General features: G+C 65.1%; 12 protein-coding genes. 1 reads left to right on the top strand and 11 read right to left on the bottom strand.

Features of this window, described 5'->3' with window-relative positions; all coding sequences use genetic code 11:
- Nucleotides 1–56: 56 nt before the first annotated feature.
- The 3 genes from BM235_RS16080 to BM235_RS16070 all read right to left on the bottom strand — a co-directional run bounded on the left by BM235_RS16080 (nucleotide 57) and on the right by BM235_RS16070 (nucleotide 9,576).
- On the bottom strand, nucleotides 57–4,382 hold the full coding sequence (locus BM235_RS16080) for a UvrD-helicase domain-containing protein (RefSeq protein WP_369803518.1): 4,326 nt from the start codon (nucleotides 4,380–4,382) through the stop codon (nucleotides 57–59).
- The gene (gene addB / locus BM235_RS16075; RefSeq protein WP_090115046.1) at nucleotides 4,379–7,978 is read right to left on the bottom strand and encodes a helicase-exonuclease AddAB subunit AddB; all 3,600 of its coding nucleotides are present in this window, start codon (nucleotides 7,976–7,978) and stop codon (nucleotides 4,379–4,381) included. The genes BM235_RS16080 and addB overlap by 4 nt, the downstream gene beginning before the upstream one ends.
- A 179-nt stretch (nucleotides 7,979–8,157) precedes the next feature.
- On the bottom strand, nucleotides 8,158–9,576 hold the full coding sequence (locus BM235_RS16070; RefSeq protein ID WP_090115044.1) for a class I SAM-dependent rRNA methyltransferase: 1,419 nt from the start codon (nucleotides 9,574–9,576) through the stop codon (nucleotides 8,158–8,160).
- A 122-nt stretch (nucleotides 9,577–9,698) separates the two neighbouring features.
- Here BM235_RS16070 and BM235_RS16065 point away from each other — a divergent pair, with 122 nt between their 5' ends.
- Nucleotides 9,699–10,682: a Na/Pi symporter gene (locus tag BM235_RS16065; protein WP_090115042.1), complete on the top strand. Its 984-nt coding sequence runs from the start codon at nucleotides 9,699–9,701 to the stop codon at nucleotides 10,680–10,682.
- Nucleotides 10,683–10,727: 45 nt separating this feature from the next.
- Here BM235_RS16065 and deoC read toward each other — a convergent pair whose 3' ends face one another.
- From deoC to BM235_RS16025, 8 genes are all read right to left on the bottom strand, one after another.
- Nucleotides 10,728–11,870 (bottom strand): deoxyribose-phosphate aldolase, encoded by a 1,143-nt coding sequence (deoC, locus tag BM235_RS32985; protein ID WP_090115030.1) that lies wholly within the window; start codon nucleotides 11,868–11,870, stop codon nucleotides 10,728–10,730.
- An 18-nt stretch (nucleotides 11,871–11,888) separates the two neighbouring features.
- On the bottom strand, nucleotides 11,889–13,238 hold the full coding sequence (gene mtaB / locus BM235_RS16055; RefSeq protein ID WP_090115029.1) for a tRNA (N(6)-L-threonylcarbamoyladenosine(37)-C(2))-methylthiotransferase MtaB: 1,350 nt from the start codon (nucleotides 13,236–13,238) through the stop codon (nucleotides 11,889–11,891).
- Nucleotides 13,231–14,022 (bottom strand): RsmE family RNA methyltransferase, encoded by a 792-nt coding sequence (locus tag BM235_RS16050; RefSeq protein ID WP_090115027.1) that lies wholly within the window; start codon nucleotides 14,020–14,022, stop codon nucleotides 13,231–13,233. Before BM235_RS16050 ends, mtaB begins: the two co-directional genes overlap by 8 nt.
- A gap of 189 nt (nucleotides 14,023–14,211) precedes the next feature.
- The gene (locus BM235_RS16045; protein WP_090115025.1) at nucleotides 14,212–14,895 is read right to left on the bottom strand and encodes a site-2 protease family protein; all 684 of its coding nucleotides are present in this window, start codon (nucleotides 14,893–14,895) and stop codon (nucleotides 14,212–14,214) included.
- A complete protein-coding gene (gene prmA, locus BM235_RS16040; RefSeq protein WP_090115023.1) occupies nucleotides 14,892–15,887 on the bottom strand; it encodes a 50S ribosomal protein L11 methyltransferase in 996 nt (331 codons plus the stop codon). Before prmA ends, BM235_RS16045 begins: the two co-directional genes overlap by 4 nt.
- An 87-nt stretch (nucleotides 15,888–15,974) precedes the next feature.
- Nucleotides 15,975–17,240: a tyrosine--tRNA ligase gene (gene tyrS / locus BM235_RS16035; protein ID WP_090115449.1), complete on the bottom strand. Its 1,266-nt coding sequence runs from the start codon at nucleotides 17,238–17,240 to the stop codon at nucleotides 15,975–15,977.
- A 341-nt stretch (nucleotides 17,241–17,581) separates the two neighbouring features.
- Nucleotides 17,582–17,932, bottom strand: a complete 351-nt coding sequence (locus BM235_RS16030) for a hypothetical protein (protein ID WP_143106687.1) — start codon at nucleotides 17,930–17,932, stop codon at nucleotides 17,582–17,584.
- 5 nt (nucleotides 17,933–17,937) lie between these two features.
- A complete protein-coding gene (locus BM235_RS16025) occupies nucleotides 17,938–18,090 on the bottom strand; it encodes a YfhD family protein (RefSeq protein WP_090115019.1) in 153 nt (50 codons plus the stop codon).
- Nucleotides 18,091–18,235 lie beyond the last annotated feature (145 nt).

The raw sequence follows: 18,235 nt of genomic DNA, 5'->3' as shown, positions 1-18,235 counted from the left end.
CGAATTTCAGGAGTTAATACGGCCAAGGCATCCGGACCGTTGCGGATATGCGGAATTTAATAGAGCTGCACGCCTACGCCGCCTTCAACGAAGTAGATATGGCCCTCGTCGACCTTTCTCCCCATGATGCCTTCGACGGCGCGCGCGTACATTTCCATCTGGAAGCGATGCTTTTCCGCAGCCGCCTGCCAGTCGCGGTCCGGGACGGCATCGGTCTTGTAATCGACCAGCACGAGCCGCTCGCCGTCGTCGAACAGACAATCGAGCACGCCTTGAATGAGAACCGTCTCCCCTTTCAGATCGTCGGCGTCGGCCGAGGGATGCGCTTCAGCCGCGGGAATGCCCGCGCTAAACGGCCATTCCCGCCAGAGACGGGCGGCCCGGCCCATTCGCGCGTACAGCTCCGTTCGGAAAAAGGAGGCGATATCGACGCGCTCCGCCGCCTCGCGCTGCTCCTGCGTCAGAATCAGCTGCGCGATCAGGCGCTCGAGCAGCGCCGCCACTTCGGCTTCCGCGCGATTAGGCGAAAGGCCGATCGGCAAATGCTGCATGACCAGATGCACGGCCGTGCCCCGTTCCGCCGCGCTCATCCTTCTGGCGGCCATGAACTTCGGCCGGCGCAGACGGTACGTCCAATAGCCGGAATCCGGCACTTCCTCGGGATTCCAGGCCGGGTGGCGCATTTCCTCCAGATCCGGCATTTGCGCCGAATCCTGCGGTTCCATGAAGCCCTCGGCGTCACTGCCGTTTTGCAGCGCGGCGAATTCCTGCACGGCTTCGAGCGTCGGCGTCCGTTCGCCTGCCGCCGATCCGGCCGCGGGACGACCGGCGCCATCGAAGTCGCGCGCGGACTTCATCGCCGTGATCGACGTTTTGGCCGCCGCCCGCGAGGCGGCCGCGTGCGGATCCTGCCAGGAAAGCGCGGCATAAGCGGCCTCCCCTGCGGGAGATACCGGACCGGGCAACGGCTCTAACCGCGTCGCGAGGTTCCATAGCGGCTCTCCTTCCATGGCCGTCAGCTCCTGCGCCTTGGGCGACAAAAGCGCGCGGGACGGCAAGACGCGGCATGTCCAGGCTGCCGGCGCTGGCGAACGCGACGTTCGAAACGCCGCGGCTTCGCCACCCGCGGCAGCTTGAGCGGCGGCTTCGTTCGGCCCTGCCGCTCCGGACGACCCGCCGGCCAGCCAGTCCGCTCCCGTCAGGATCGAGGCCGGTCCGAGCCAATCCAGATAACGTCCGGCAGCCGCGACGGCATGATCCTGCAGCCGGTCGGTCGCGTCCGCGGCCGTGCGGCGCCAGTGATCCAGGTCGCTCAGCGCGTCCTTGGTCGTGCCGACCAGGATCAGCTTTTCCTTGGGACGGGTCAAGGCGACATACAGCACGCGCATCTCCTCCGCGAGCAACTCCGCTTTCATGCGCCGGCGTATCGCAAGCTGCGGAAGCGTCGGGTAGGAGACGCGCGTCACCCGCTCCACCATTCGCGGACCGAAGCCCAGCTTCTTGTGCCGCAGGAACATCCCGCTCAAATCCTGCCGGTTGAACCGGCGCCCGAGGCCGGCCACGAAAACGACGGGAAACTCGAGCCCTTTGCTCTTGTGAATGGAGACGACGCGCACGACGTCCTCCTGCTCGCCGACCGCTCTTGCCGCGCCAAGATCGCCGCCCGTGTCGCGCATCCGTCCCAAAAACCGCAAAAAACGGAACAAACCGCGGTAGCTCGAGTTGCGTTCGTACTGCCTGGCGCGGTCGATAAGCGCACGGAGGTTCGCTTGCCGCTGACCTCCGCCGGGAAGCCCGCCGACGAAGTCGAAGTACCCCGTATCCCGGTACAATGCGTGCAGCAGCTCGCCGAGCGGCTCTCTGCGCGCGAACGTCCTCCAGCCCTCGAGCGACTGAACGAAGGCGGCTATCCTTTCCCGCAGCGACTCGTCCTCCGCGTCGACGGCGGCGGTCCGCACGGCCGACCAGAAGGAGCCGGCACGGTCCGCGATCCGAACGGCGGCGAGCTCGTCCGCGCTGAGGCCGACGATCGGGGAGCGTAGCACGCCTGCCAGCGGGATGTCTTGATCGGGATTGTCGATGATGTGCAGCAAGGACAGCATCACGTCGACCTCGACGGCGGCGAAATAGCCGGTCGCCAGATCCGCGTAAGCCGGAATCCCGGCCGACCGCAGCTCCTCGAGCACGACGGGAGCGAGCGAGGTCGCGGCACGAAGCAGGATGATGATGTCGCGGTAAGCCAGGGGGCGGTGCAAACCGCTGCGCCCGTCGTAGACGGCGAACGGCGGACGCCCCGAGCCGTCCGTGCCGGTCAACTTGGCGATCCCCGCCGCGATGCAGCGGGCTTCGAGCTGGGCGCTCTCGAGCTCCTCTTCGTCGGCGTCCGCGCCTTCTTCGCTGCCGCCGGCGGCTCCGGCGCTATCGGCGCCCGGATCCGCGGCGGCGACCTCGACTCTGCGAGCTCCGCCGCTCCCCGCGCCCGTATCGATGAGCAGCATCTCCACCGCATAGGACGGCATCTCTTCTTTGCCGAGCACTTCCGCTCCCGCCTCTTCGGCCGGATAACCCTCGCCGTAGATCAATTCGGCCCGGCGGTCGTAGTCCATCTCGCCGACGGGCTCGCGCATGATCAGCCTGAACACGTGATTGACCGCGTCCAGTACGCGGCTGCGGCTGCGGAAGTTGCGCGCCAGGTCGATTCTGAGACCGTCACCCCCGCCGCTTGCGCCTTCGCCGTTAGCGGCAGCGCCGCCTCCCGCAGACTCCGGTCCTTGCGGCGTCCATACATCGTAGGTCTTGTATTTGGCCAGGAACAGCCCGGGCTCCGCCAGCCGGAAGCCGTAAATGCTCTGCTTCACGTCGCCGACCATGAACACGTTGCCGGGATCCGTCCTCGCTATCAGGGATACGATCGCCTCCTGCACCTCGTTCGTATCCTGATACTCGTCGAGCAGGATCTCCCTGAAGCGCTCCCGGTAGGCAAGCGCGGCATCCGATGGCCGCACCGCATGCGGCGAGCTGTCGGTCGCGCGCAAAATCCGCAGCGCGTAATGCTCCAGATCGCCGAAGTCGAGCAGCCCCTTCTCCCGCTTGGCCGCTTCGTACTTGTCGCCGAACGCGATGACCAGCTCCGCGATCTCGCGCATTCTAGGCGCCAGCGCGGCGAGCTCCTCCGCATACTGCGCCGGCGAGCGGACGAACCATTCTTCCGCCAATCGGGTCACCGTCTTTTTGGCCTCGTCCCGCATTCGCTTCACCCGTTCCTGCAGCTCCGGGTCGTAGCCGTCGCCGCGGCAGGCCTTGAGCCGTCCGAACGAAGCCGACGCGAACGGCTCCCGCCATGCCGTCCAGGGCCGATCGGCCACCGTCTCGGTCAACGCCGCCACGAGCGCCGCATCCTCGGCGAGCGTAGACGCGTAAGGCTCAGGGCCGCCCGGCGCCGAAGCGAGCTCCCATGCGCCGCGGAGAAGTCCCGCGGCCCCGGACAGCGCCAAGAGCACGTCCGCCCGCATGCTCTGCACCCATGGCGACGAGGCAAGCTCCGCTTCGCCTCGGATATCGAAGCTCGCCGCGGTAGCGCGCAGCCACGCATCCGGCCACGGATGGCTGCGGGAAAAGTCGAACAGCTCCAGGACGAGGCGATGCAGCGGCTCGTCGCTGCGCTGGCCGCCGTACATGTCCGCGAGCGTCGCCAGCGTTCCGTCTTCTCCGAGCGCCAGCTCCTCTTCGTAACGCGTCTCGAACAGCTCGTCGAGCGTGTCCATGCGCAGCAGCTCCGCCTCGGTCTCGTTCGCGATCCGAAAACCCGGATCGAGCCCGATCAGCGGCGCATAACGCTGCACCGCTTCCATGCAAAACGAGTGAAGCGTCGTGATCGAAGCCCGCGGCAGCAAGGCAAGCTGCCGGCGAAGGTGCGCGGATCCGGGCGACTGCTCGAGCTTCAGCTCCAGCGCAGTCCGGATCCTTTCCTTCATCTCGGCGGCGGCGGCCTTCGTGAAGGTGGCGACGAGGAGCGCGTCCACGTCGAGCGGGTCGCGCTCGTCCGCGATGCGGGAAATGATCCGCTCGACGAGCACGGCGGTCTTCCCCGAACCCGCTGCCGCGGCGACGAGCAGATGGCGGCCGCCGGCAGCGATCGCCGCCCATTGCTCCGCCGTCCAGCGGCTACCCTCGGGTCTGGCATAGGTAGCCGCCAGCCCGTCTCCGCCGGCGAAGCTTGCCAAGCCGCCCACGTTCGCGGCTTCGGCCATTCCGTCTTCGGCCGCTCCGTCTCCCGATGCGGTCCGATCATCCGCCTCGTCGCGCCGTCCGACGTCATCGAACAGACCGCCCCAATCGAAAGCCAACTGTTCGTCGTTCCCGTTTCCCCGCGATTCGCTCAAGATTCGTCTCCTCCTTCCCCTTCGTCTTCGCCGAGCCATTCCCATACTTCGTCCTTGTTCGCCGGGCGGCGCAGCGCGTGATGGCGGTTGCCCTCGAGCTGCCCGTCGAACTGGCACACCGGACGGAATTCGCACACCGTGCATGGGCTTCTCTTGCCCAGCCGGTACGGCGCGATATCGACGTCGCCTTCGACGATGCGCTTGCCGATCTTGGAGATGTTCCGCCGGACCGCCTTGCGCAGCGTCTCCCACTGCGCGCCGTCGGCCACCTGCGAGCGGGCGGAGAAGCTGCCGTCCTTTTTATATTCGACGGGAACGACCGACGACTTGGCGCTGCTCTCGAGCGACTCGTCCATTAGCTGGACGGCTTCGCCGTCGGCAAGCACGAGCCCTTCCATGCGGTATTCCTTGCGGATCGCTTCCTCCGCGCCGGTCTCGTCGAGCCCGTTCGCCGTATGAAGCAGCGGGTTGTGAACGTGCAAATACAGCACGCCCGCCGGCTTGGCCTGACGCCCGAGCCAATGCGGCGCGTGCGTGACGACGACGTCCAGATAGGTCAGCATTTGCAGCGAAAGGCCGTGCGCCACCTCGTCGAGCCTCAGTTTGACCGCGCTCGATTTGTAGTCGAGGATGCGCAGCAGCGTGCCATCCTGCGACTCCGCCGCGTCGACCCGGTCGATCCGGCCGGCGACGTCCATCCATCTGCCGTTTCCCAGATAGAGGCTGAGCGGCGGCATGATGCCTTGCGGCCCGAAGTCCACTTCAAGGCCGACCGGGCGAAAAGCGGACAGCGCGGCATGCTCACCGAGCATCGCGGACGTCTGCGAGACGATCCGGCTGAGCTTGCGCGCCATCGTGCGGTGCCGGTTCGAGGACAGCAAAATTTGCGACTGCACCTTCGGCAGCAGCCGCTCGACCGCGGCCGCGGCCTCGCTATGCCAAAGTCCCGCGTCTCCCGCCGACGGATCGCCCATCAACAGCTTTTCCGTCGTCTGCCGCAGCGCGGCATGGAACAGCTGGCCGATATCCGGCGCGTCCACGCGGTACATGCGCCGCTCCTTGAGCCGAAGCCCGTGCGCGGCGTAATGCCTGAACGGACAAGCGACGAACCGTTCCATCCGCGACACGCTGGCGAGCAGCCGGTCGCCGTACAGCAGGAGGCTCGTCTGCGGCGTCAGCGGTCGCTCTTCGTTGCTGAAGCGCAGCGAAGAAAGCAGGACGGACAGGCGCGACCGCCACGGCTCGCGCTCGACGAGCCAGCGATACGCCGAGCGCCAGCCCGGCGATAACGCGTCGCCCTGCCTATGCCTGCGCAGCATGGCGACCGTATGCGTCAGCGCGCGGCCGGGCCGGACGGCGAAAGACAGCTGCGCTTCGTCCGAGGCTCCCGGATGCGGCTCTGCCGACTCGGACCGGACCGGCACGCCGGGGAACCAGGACCGGATCCGGCCGATTAGGCTGGACTTGATCAGGCTCTGGCCCTCCTCGTCCGCGAGCGCGTAGCTGACCCACAGATGGCGCGAAGGCGTCGTCAGCGCCAGATAGGCGAGAAACTCCTCGTCCAGCAGCCGCCGGCGGGCGCCCGGCGCCATGGCGACGCCCGATTCGGCCAGCTTGACCCGTTCCTCCTCGGTCAAAAGGCCGTCGTCCTTGATCGCTCTCGGCATAATGCCTTCATTCACGCCAAGCAGATACAGTACCGATATGCGATCTGTGCGCGTGCGCTCGGGCGTCCCGATCAGGACGCGATCGAGCGAAGGCGGCACGACCCCGAGGCGGATCGACTCGAGCCCCGCGTCGAGCATGCCCGCGAACAAGGCCGGATCCGCAGGCTCTTCTCCCATCAGCTCTACGAGCTGATCGAGCAGCCCGATCGCGCCGTCCCATAGCTGACGGTGCATGCGGGCGCGCTGCGGATCGCCGGCCAGCTCGTCGTGCCTGCTCCACAGCTCCAGACGGTCCGGCGCAGCAGTCTCCTCCAGAAGCAAAAAGAGCGCCCGGCTGAGGTCGGCCAGCGTCTTGGACCGCTTGAAGCGCGACTCCAATGTCCGGAGCGGCGCCAGCAGCGCGTCCCGGGTCGCCCGGATCGCCTGCATGGAAGGGCCGCCGCGCGCGGCGCCGTCTCCTTCGTCCTCCTCGTCTTCCAGATCGCGGCCCGACAGCGAGTACCAGCTGCGGTCGTCATGCCAGCGCCAGCCGTCGATGCCGGCAGCAAGGACATAGTTCTCTAGCGCGTCGACCGACGCCCGCGCGACGCTGCTCCCCTGCGGATGAAGCAGATCCGTCTTCGCGCAGCGAAAAAACGCCTCGTAACGCCAGCCGCCGATCACGCATTCCAGCGCCGAACGAACGAACTCCACGAGCGGATGCTGCGCCCCGCTCGCTTTGCCGTCCAGGAAATACGGGATGCCGTAATCCTCGAAAACGGAAGCCAGCAGCTCGCCGTAATCCTCGAGATTGCGGGCGAACACGCTCATCTCGCGCCACCGCATGCCGTCCTCGCGGACGCGTCGCAGCATATCCCTCGCCGCCGCCTCGGCTTCGGCTCTCCGGCTGGCGGCCTCCCGAATCGACAAGCCGCAGCGCGGGTGCTCCGGCTGCAGCTGCGCCTCTCCGCCGTCCCAGCGGTGCCTGCCGTCCATCGCCCGCTCCAGATGCGCCAGCATCGGACAGTCCGCGAAGCGCGGCGGTATGCCGGGGCGCAGCACGACAGGAGGCTCCAGCGTCGCGCCGGCAGCCTCGGCCGTCGCGCACAGGCGCGCGGACGTGTCCGCGGTCTGATAGAAGAGGTCAAGCTCGTCCGGGCGCTCGCCGGCCCCGTACGGACGGTCCACGCATAGCGCGGCGGACACGCGCGCGCAGCGGCGCAGCAGCGCTTCGATGACGCCGTATTCCTTGGGCGTGAAGCCGTGGAAGCCGTCGAGCCAAATCTCCGCGTCCTGAAGCAGCGTCGACGCCGGCGCTCCGCGGATCAGAAAGTCGAGCGAATCCTCCCCGTCGAGGTAGTGGCCCGCCAACTCGCGCTCGACGTCCCCGTACAGCAGGGACAGATCGTGCAGCTTGTCCGACAGCAAGCCTTCGGCGGCAGCGGCCGCTTGCTCCGCGGCGCCGGCCGGCCCGTCACGGTCCGAGCCGGCGGCATGCCCCCCGCCGCGGCCGGCCAGCGGCACCGAGCTTATCGCGGCCGGGTCCGTGCCGTACCGCTTCCATTCCGTGAGCAGCTCGCCGATCCGCTCGGCCAAGCTCGCTCCTCCCGCACCGCTGCGGTACAGCTTAAGCTCCGCCTGTCGGCGGACGAGCGCTTTGTGGATCAACATCGTCTTCCCGTCGTCCGCGATCGGCACGACGGCCGAGCCTCCGGCCTCCTGCATGACCCGGAACGCGAGACGCCTGAAGCTCAGCACCTGCAGGCGCATGAAACCTTGCGAGCCTGGGGCGGAAGCCAGCGCGTATTCGGTCTGGAAGGTCGCCTGCTCGGGCACGATCAACAGAAGCGGCGGCCCTGCGGGATCCTGCGCGATCCGCTCGGCGATCTCCGCCTTGATCAGATGCGATTTGCCGCTGCCCGAGCGGCCCGCGATCAATCTCAGCTTCACGGCCCACGCCCCCTTTTCCGTACAGATTAATTCCCATCCGTCGATTCAACCGATTCTAATCCGTTCGTTCAACCGATTCTAGCGATCATTGTACCACACCCGCACAGACGTTCGCACCGCAAAATAAACGGACCGCCCGCCCCGCGGTTAGGCGGAACGGACGGACGGCGCTCATGCGATTACAGTTCTCTGCGGCTCCTGACTTCGAAAATGCCGAATTTCAGGTAATGCCCTTCTTCGACGCCGACCAGCTGCGGATGATCGCGCCCGGCGCCGGTCCAGACGATGCGACGCAGCACCTTGCCCGCGTCGCGCGCGGCTTCGAGCAGCGTCTCCATGAACAGCTCCGGCCGGACATGGTACGAGCAGCTCGCCGTGACCAGGTAGCCGCCCTCGTTGATCAGCTTCATGGCCTGCAGGTTGATGTCCTTGTAGCCGCGAATCGCGCCGGGCACCGCGCGCTTCGTCTTGGCGAACGCCGGCGGATCGAGTATGATGACGTCCCAAGTGCGCCCCTGCTTGCTCAGCGGTTTGGAGGTGTCGACTTTAGCCGCAGGCTTAGCGCTCTTGGCAGCGCCCTCCGCTCCTGCGCCGGCTCTCGCCGCGCGTTCCTCTCGCCCCTTGACCTGTTCGCGCAAATATTCGAACGCGTCCGCGACGACGAATTCGACGCGATCCTCGAAGCCGTTGCTCGCCGCGTTGGTCCTGGCGGTATCGATGCCGTGCTCCGAGATGTCGAGACAGGTGACGCGCTTGGCGCCGTACTTGCAAGCATGGAGCGTGAAGCTGCCCGTATGCGCGAAACACTCCAGCACGGTAGCGCCGTCCCAGTACGGGAACGTCACGACGCTGCCGTTGGCGTTGACGGGCACGGGCCTGACGCCTTCTTCCGTGGCGCGTTCCTCGACGGCGATGCCGCTCCGTTTGCCCCAGCCCTTCATCAGCGGCTCGATCGCCGCGCGGTTTTCCCGCTGGTCAAAGAAGTAGCCGGTCTTCTGGCCGCCTTCGATATCGACCTGGACGGACAGACCGTTCTCCACGATCTGCAAGTAGCGCGGACAATCGCCGTACAGGACGCCCGTGCGCTCCTCGAGCCCTTCGAGCGTGCGGACGCCGACGTCGCTGCGTTCATAAACGCCCTTAGGCGAGAACACGCGCACTAAAGCGGGAAGCCACGCACCCCGGGCCTTGTCCATGCCGAGCGTCAGCACCTGGACGACGAGCACGCCGGCGAACCGGTCGACGACGAGCCCCGGCAAGAAGTCGGCTTCCCCGAATACGAGCCTGCACGAATCGTCGCCGGGCGCGAACCGCGCCCGGTAGTCCTGACAGGCGCGGAAGCGCGCTTCGAAGAAGGCTTCGTCCATCGCGTCCAGCGGCCCGTAAGCCACGATCCGGATCGAGATCTGCGAAGCCGGGTTCCAATAGCCGGTCGCCAGGAATTGTCCCCGGTGGTCGCGAACCTCCAGCAGGCCGCCCGCTTCCGGCTCGCCTTCGGTGCGCTCGATCTCGTTGGTGAATATCCAAGGGTGGCCGAGCTCCAGTCTCGGGCGGCGCGAGCGGTTCAGCACGGCAAAAGGCTTGTTGTCGGTCGGCATGCGCTCAGTCCTTTCTCTATCATGTCTAAAACGATTGTCGCATAGGATGGTCCAGACGGGACAGGTCGGTCCTGTCTTCCCTGCCGTTCACGGCTATGTACCCCAAAAGGAGAAACGATCCCATGACGCTATATCTGATCTCGCTGTCGGTCGTCGGCCTGGCGCTGCTGCTCTCCGGCATGAAGGTGATGGAGGCCGCGCTCGCAAGCTGGGCCGGGGACCGCATGGCGCTCGCCGTCGCGCGCTCGACGTCGACGCCGCTCCGCGGGTTCGCCCTCGGCACGGCATCGAGCGCCCTGCTGCAAAGCGGCACCGCCGTCACGCTGCTCACGATCGGCCTCGTCAACAGCGGCATCCTGCCGTTCGCGCGCTGCTTCGGCATCCTGCTCGGCACCAACGTCGGCACCTGCCTGACGACGGAGCTCATGAGCCTCGAGCTCCACCGCTATGGTTTGCCCCTGCTCGGCGCGGGGACAGGCCTGTGGATCCTGTCGCTGATGTCCGGCGAATGGCGGGCGCTGCCGCCGCTCCCCCGCCGCGTTCACGACTCCTGCCGCTTCGGCGGGGCGGTGCTCGCGGGCTTCGCTCTGCTCCTCGCCGGTTTTGCGCTGCTGCGCACGATGGGACCGCTGCTGCAGAAGCAGGGCACGTTCGCGCATATGATGGATATGGCCTCGCAGCAGCCCGCGCTTGGCGTGCTCGGCGGCGCCGCGCTCACCGCGCTCATTCACTCCGGCGCCGCGGTCATCGGCATGTCGATGGGCTTCGTGTCCGCGGGCGCCATGAGCCCTGACACGGCCGTCGCGATCGTGCTCGGCGCCAATGTCGGCACCTGCGCGACCGGGCTCCTCGTCTCGCTTGGCGGCAGCCGCGGCGGCAAGCTCGTCGCGTTGTCGCAGGTCGCGCTGAACATCGGCGGCGTGCTGCTGTTCTATCCGCTGCGGCACGAGCTGCTCGCGGCCGCCGCTTACGTCGCTCCGGGCAATGCCGCTGCCCAGATCGCGCACGCGCAGACGATCTTCAACGTCGCTTGCTCGCTGCTGGCGCTGCCGCTCGCCTATTTGTTCAAGCCGCCGGCCAAGCCGGCATTGCCCGCAGCCGCTTAATCGTTACCGCAGGCGCCTCGGCGTCTCGGGCAGCGTCGCGCCCCGTCAGTACGCGCCGGCAGCCGCCGGGTCGCCGCCGACGATCGCGATGCCCGAGCTCGTGCCGATGCGGCTCGCGCCGGCCAGCAGCATCGCTTCGGCCGTCGCGGCGTCGCGAACGCCGCCCGACGCCTTCACGCCGACATGCCCGGACACGGACGACCGCATGAGACGGATGTCCGCCTCCGTCGCCTTGCCGGGGCCGAAGCCCGTGGACGTCTTGACGTAATCGGCTCCGGCCGCTTCGGACAGGCGGCAGGCTTCGCGCTTCAGCTCGTCCGTAAGCGCGCCCGTCTCCAGAATCACCTTGACGAGCGCGCCGCCCTGAACGGCCCGCACGACGGAGGAAATGTCGCGCTGGACCGAATCGAAGTCCCGGTCGAGCAGCTTGCCGATCGACAGGACCATGTCGATCTCGGAGGCGCCATCCTCGACGGCGGCTGCCGCCTCGAACGCTTTGGCGCGCGTCGCGGCAGCGCCGAGCGGGAAACCGACGACGGCGCATACTTTGACGTTCGTGCCGCCAAGCCGTTCGCGGCTGAGCCGCACCCATCTGCCGTTTACGCAGACGCTGTAAAACTGATAAGCGAGCGCTTCCTGGCACAGCTGCTCGATGTCCGCCGTCCTGGCCTCCGCCTTGAGCAGCGTATGGTCGATAAAGGAAGCGACCGATTGGCCCGGCGTCCAGATCGGGAAGCGGCCCGCCGCGACGACATGGCCGTCCTGGGGCTCGAAGCCGAGCTGCCGGAGCGCTTCGCGCAGCACCTCGTCGTTGTTGTCGTAACCGCCGCTGCGCTGAAGCCGCCAGCTCTCCTCGGGAGAATACCAGGCGACGCCTTTGATCTCTTCGATTTGCGCCTGCAGCGTGCCTTCTCCGGCCTCGACGAGATAATAATGAACCTCTTTTTGAACGGTCGCCCTGTCCGCCGCTTCATACTGATAGCGAATGACGGACAGCGGAGAGCGAATGTCTCCGCGGATGCCCGTCTCCTCCATAATCTCCCGCAGCGCCGTCTCTTGGATGGTTTCGCCGGGCTCCATCTTGCCTTTGGCCAGCGTCGTCTTGCCGAAGCGGTCCTCGATCATCTGAATCTCGATCTTGCCGCCGTTCTGGCGGTATACGACGCCGCCTGCCGATATCTCCAACATTTCCGTTATCCTCCTAAATTAAGCCTGCAAGGCAGGCATTAGACCTGCCGCCGGCGCCTCGATCAGTTCGCCCCGGCATTCGTTCGCGCCACCTTCGACGATCCTCACCCGGCACAGCCGGCCGACGAGGGACGGATCGCCCTTGAATACGATGTTCAAATAGTTATCCGCATGGCCGCTCATCAGACCGCTGCCCGCAGGACCTTTTTCCCCGCGCTCCGGGATGATCTCGAGCACTTCGCCTACCCATCCAGCCGCGTATTCGGCCTGCATTCGCTCGGATAGCTCGATCAGCTGCTGGACGCGCTCGCGCTTCGCCTCTTCGGCGACCTGGTCCTCCATGCGCGCGGCAGGCGTGCCCGTCCGCTTGGAATAAGGGAACACGTGCATCTCCGCGAAACCGATCTCCTCCATAAAGCGGTAGCCCCGCTCGTAATGCGCCTCGGTCTCGCCCGGAAACCCGACGATCACGTCGGTCGTGATCGCCACGCCGGGCATCGCCGCCTTGATCCGCCGGATTTTGTCCGCGAACTCGGCCGTCGTGTACTTGCGCCGCATGCGCTTCAGCACCTCGTCGTCGCCCGCCTGCAGCGGAATGTGGAGATGCCTGCACATTTTTTTCGAGCCGTTCAGCACCTCGATCATCGCGTCGTCGATCTGGCTGGCCTCGATCGAGCTGATACGGATCCGCTCAAGCCCTTCTACCCGGTCCAAGTCGCGAAGCAGGTCGGCGAGCCGGTAATTTTCCAGATCGTCGCCGTAGCCGCCCGTATGGATGCCCGTCAGCACGATCTCCTTGTAGCCCGAAGCGACGAGCTGCCGCGCTTGGGCGAGGACGCTCTCGGGATTCCGGCTGCGCGACAAGCCGCGCGACCAAGGGATGATGCAGAAGGTGCAAAAATTGTTGCAGCCCTCCTGAATCTTGAGGAAGGCGCGTGTATGATCGGCGAAATGGGGCACGTCGAGCTCTTCGAACTCGCGCGTCTTCATAATGTTGCGCACCGCGTTGACCGGCCTGCGTTCGGCTTGGATGTCCGCGACGTACGTCATCAGCTTGTCCCGGTCCTGCGTGCCGACGACGAGGTCGACGCCCTCGATCGCGAGAATCTCGGCGGGCGACGTCTGCGCGTAGCAGCCCGTCACCGCGATGACAGCGTCCGGGTTGCGGCGCACGGCGCGCCGGATGATCTGCCGGCTCTTTTTGTCGCCGGTATTGGTCACCGTGCACGTATTGATGACGTACACGTCGGCCGCGCGCGACTCGAAGTCGACCTGTTCGTAGCCTTCTTTTTTAAAAAGCTGCCACATCGCTTCCGTATCGTAGAAGTTGACCTTGCAGCCTAGCGTATAAAATGCCACCTTAGACATGGCGAGCTTCCCCCATCTCTCCGGATTCGTATCCGATCGCGGCCAGCGCGACGAGCGCCGCCGTCTCCGTGCGCAAAATGCGCCTGCCCAACCCGACGCAGACCGCTCCCGCAGCCTCCGCCTGCCTGGCTTCGTCCTCGTCGAAGCCGCCTTCCGGGCCGACGACGACGAGCAGCTTCGGCCGAGGCGCGCCTTCGGCGTCCCCTTGCAGCCGGCTTGCGAACGCTTCGAGCTCGGGCCTCAGCCCGGCGCCCTTGCGCCCTTCTTCCTCATAACAGAGCAGCACGCGGTCGAAGCCGCCGAAGCGAGCCAGCAGCTCCTTCCAGGAAGCGACCTCCCCGACCTCGGGCATGATGCCGCGATGCGCCTGCTCGGCGGCTTCCTTGGCGATCTTGCGCCAGCGTTCTAGCCGTTTGGCCTCCTTGCGCGCGTCGTACTGAACGACGGTGCGCTTCGAAACGAAAGGCAAAAACGCGCTCGCTCCCGCCTCGGTCCCCTTTTGGATGACCGTCTCGAGCTTGTCGCCCTTGGGCAGGCTCTGGGCGACCGTCACGCGCCAGGCCATCTCCGCTTCGGATTCGCGCGCGCGCATGATGCGCCCTTCGACGCGTCCGCCTTCTATGTTCACGATCTCGGCCAGGCTCTCCCGACCGGACCCGTCGCAGGCGATGAACTCGTCGCCGGCCTTCGCCCGCATGACGGTTGACAGATGCCTGGCATCTTCCCCAAGCAGCACGACGGCCTCGCCGTCGATCTGACCGGGATCGATAAAGTAACGCTGCATTCGCTTGAAGCCTCCACGATCGATTCAAGTTCCACCGTCCATCATACCTCGAAACGCGTTCAGGCGCTAGCTTCCGGCTCCCTCGCGCGAATCGGGAAGCAGCGCGGCGGTATATAGGAGACAAACGAACAAGAACCTCCGTCCCGCGCGAAGCGCGAAATCGGAAGTTCTCATTCCTGAGACGATGAATTAGACCGGTAAAAAAGGGGATGTAATCTGGAGTAAACTGACGAAGGCGTCCGTCATCCCGTCGATGATCGGACGGCCGAGCGAAAACAGCGGCGTCAGCGTCACCGCCTTGAGCGGCGGCAGGAACACGAACAACAGGAACAAAAACATGCCCCACTGCTCGAACTGCATCATCTTCAGCCGCAGCCGCAGCGGCGCGAATTCTTCGACGATCCGGTAGCCGTCGAGCGGCGGCAGCGGGATCAGGTTAAACAGGAAAAGCATCACGTTGATCGGCACGAAATAGCTAAAAAACGTCCATACGGTCTCCCGCGTCGCGAATTGATCCAGCGCGCCGACCTTTACGAGCAGCAAATAAATGAATAAGCCGAGAAAAGCCAAAACCAGGTTGCTGATCGGACCCGCCGCCGTGACCGCGATGCTCATCAGGCGCGGACGCTTGAACCGGCTGCGCCGGACCGGCACCGGCTTCGCCCAACCGAAGCCGGCCACGAGCAGGAACAGGATGCCGAACAGATCCAGGTGCGCCATCGGGTTCAGCGTGACGCGCCCCTGCTCGTAGGCGGTCGGATCGCCGAGCTTATAAGCCGTCCATGCGTGCGCGAACTCGTGCACGGTGAACGCGACGAGCATCGTCAGCAGGACGAACGGCAGCTCGTTCAGCGGAAACCAAAAAAAGCTCATTCGTCCTCTCCCTTCGGCTTGCCGCAGACGAAGGCGATCCAATCGTCCTGCCGCACGCGATCGACGATCTCGAAGCCGGCCGCGAGAAGCCCCGCCTCGACGTCCTCTTCCTTGTTCTTATAAATGCCGCTGGCGATATAGATGCCGCCGGGCTTCAACACGTCGAATACATCCGCGATAAAGAGCAGAATGATCTCCGCGAGAATGTTGGCGACGACGAGATCGACGGGCGGCACGACCCTTGAAGCGACAGCATCGCCGCCCGCGGTCTCGCCGTCGCGCAGCACGCCGAGCAGGTCGCTGAGCCGAACCTCGATATCGTCCTGCAGATCGTTCAGCCTTACGTTCTCGGTCGCGCTGGACACCGCCACCGGGTCCAGGTCGAGCGCGAGCACGCGCGAGGCGCCCAGCTTCATCGCGCCGATCGCGAGGATACCGGAGCCGGTGCCGACGTCGATGACGGTGTCGCCCGCTTTGATCGCGCCTTCGAGCGTGCGCAGGCAGAGCGCCGTCGTCGGATGCGTCCCCGTACCGAACGCCATGCCCGGATCCAGCTCGATGATGAGTTCGTCCTCGCGCGGCGTATAGTCCTCCCAGGTCGGCTTGATCGTGAGCCGCTCGGATACCGGCAGCGGCTTGAAGTACTTTTTCCAAGCATGCGCCCAGTCGTCCTCGTTCACCTCGCGGGTCTGCACGGTGAACGCCCCGGCGTCGTAGTCGAACTCGGGCAGGCCGCGCAGCAGCTCCGACAGCTCGGCGACAAGCGTCTCGCCGTAGATGTCTTCCGGAAAATAGCCCGCGATAACGGCAAGGCCTGCCGGAATGTCGTTCAGCGGCTTGTCGTACCATTGCCCGAGCGACGTGTCCCTCGGCTTGTCGGGCGACCACGATTCCTCTATGGATACGCCGCCTGCGCCCAATTCATGCATATAGTGAGCGACCATTTCCTGTGCTTGCTCGTTTGCCACGATCGTAATTTCAAACCAACGCAATCCGATTTCCCCCTAGACGACTCGTCGTTAGCCCCCATTATACATCTAGCTCGGAACGGGAAGCAAAAGCGCGAGCCGAACGACTTGCTAGACGATTTTCACCAAACTGTAGTTTTTCTTGCCCTTGCGGATAATGACGAACCGGCCGCCGATCGCGTGGCTCGCCGACACCTCCAGCTCCAGATCGTTGACGCGTTCGCCGTTCAAGTAGATCGCGCCTTTGGTGATATCCTCGCGCGCTTGGCGCTTGGAAGGCTCGATCTTCAGATCTACCAGCCAGTCGACGATGTTTTTCGCTTCCTGCGTCGCTTCGAAGGTCGGCATTTCCTTGAAGCCCTGCTCGATCTCGTCGGCGGTCAGCGCCTTGATATCTCCGCTGAACAATGCGTCCGTGATGCGCTTGGCTTGCTCGAGAAGATCTTCTCCGTGCACGAACCGCGTCATTTCCTCGGCCAGCGTTTTTTGCGCTTCGCGCTTATGCGGTTCGGTCTGTACCTTCTCCGCCAGCTCGTCGATCCGCTCCTTGGACAGGAACGTGAAGTACTTGAGGTACTTGACGACGTCTCGGTCGTCGGTGTTGGCCCAGAACTGGTAAAACTCGTACGGCGTCGTCTTGTTCGGATCCAGCCACACGGCGCCGCCCGCGGTTTTGCCGAACTTCGTGCCGTCCGCCTTCAGCATAAGCGGGATCGTCAGGCCGAATGCCTTCGCCTCCGCGCCTTCCTTTTTGCGAATCAAATCGAGACCGCTCGTAATGTTGCCCCACTGATCGGAGCCGCCGATCTGCAGCTGGACGTCCTCTTCGCGGTACAGGTGGAGGTAGTCGAGCGACTGAAGGATCTGGTACGAGAATTCGGTAAAGGAAATGCCGCTGTCGAGCCGGCTCGCCACGACGTCCTTGGCCAGCATCGAATTGATGCTGAAGTTTTTGCCGAAGTCGCGCAAAAAATCGATGACGTTGATCTTGTGCGTCCAGTCATAGTTGTTGACGATGCGCATCGGCGCTTGGCTGGCGTCTTCCGTGAGGAACAGCTTGGTGAGCTGCGCCGCGAGCGCCTCTACGTTCGCCTGGATCTGCTCCAGCGTCTGCAGCGAGCGCTCGGTCGTGCGTCCGCTCGGATCGCCGATCGTGCCGGTCGCCCCGCCGATCAGGATGACCGGACGGTGGCCGGCCAGCTGGAACCGCTTCAGCACCATGAACGGGATCAAATGCCCGATATGCATGCTGTCGCCCGTCGGATCCACGCCGCAGTACAGCGAGACCGCCTTCTGGGACGTCAATTCGCGAAGGCCTTCCGCATCGGTCTGTTGATTGATCGCGTCGCGCCATTCGAGTTCGTCGATAATGTTCATGCTCATTGGTACCCGCTCCCCTTGGCTGAAAATAAAAAATCGCCCCTAGTCTAAATAGACATAGGGACGATTGGACCACCGTGTTACCACCCAAATTGCACCGATGGACGCCGCGCGTACGCGCGCCATGGATGCCGCTCTCGGCGAGATATCGATCGCCACTCCGCCCGGCATTACCCGGGTTACTCCAGAACGTAATTCGCTGGCCAGCGTATGTACCGGGTCTCATCGACCCCCGGCTTTCTGAGACAGGGACGAGGCAGCTACTGATTCCTTCAACGTAAATGCATATGAGTTACAGACAGTTTATTGATATTAACGGGCGCTGTCAACCTCAATCGCTAAGCGAGCGTGCCGCCCGTGTCTTGTATGACTCTGCGCGCCTGCTCGACGGATTCGCCGGGAATGTCGGCGGTCAGGTGGATCGCGGCCGCCTTGGACGCCGCCGGGCTGTATTCCGCCGCGTTCCCGCCGAGCTCCTCCGCCGCCTCGAGCTCCGCTCCGCCGTATAGCATCGCGCTCGCTACGCCGCTCGCGATCGCGTCCTTGCGGCTTGCTTTGGACCCGAAGTCCGCGCCCGCAGCCGCGCTCTCCATGCGGAAGCGGTCCCCGCGAAGCGCCGTCAGCTTGCGAACGGCGGCTTCAGCTTCCTCCTGCGAGTCGAAGCTCGCTTCAAGCGTCGTCTTGTCCACGTCGCTCACGTCCCTTCGTATTGCTGCGCCCGGCGGTCGGCTTCCTCCGAGCGCTGCAGCGCTTCCAGATCGTCCGCGTCCGCGCGATCCGCCGCGAACTCGACGTCCTCGACTCTCGCCACCGGTAACTGTTCGTTACGCTTGTTCCGCTTGCCCATCAGTGTCGATCCTCCCGTAATGGCGAATAAAATGCATGCAGTCGCCGTATAGGATGCGCGATCGGCGGCGGCTTATGCACGGGCAGGCGAGATTACGCGCGGATCCGCGAACGCGCAAAAGAAGCCGACTCCCCATGTCGCGCAC

Source organism: Cohnella sp. OV330, from assembly GCF_900112065.1.
In the GTDB taxonomy this organism is placed as follows: domain Bacteria; phylum Bacillota; class Bacilli; order Paenibacillales; family Paenibacillaceae; genus Cohnella.
The sequence above is the reverse complement of the archived record's forward strand: the minus strand, read 5'-3'. Positions and strand labels throughout refer to the sequence as shown.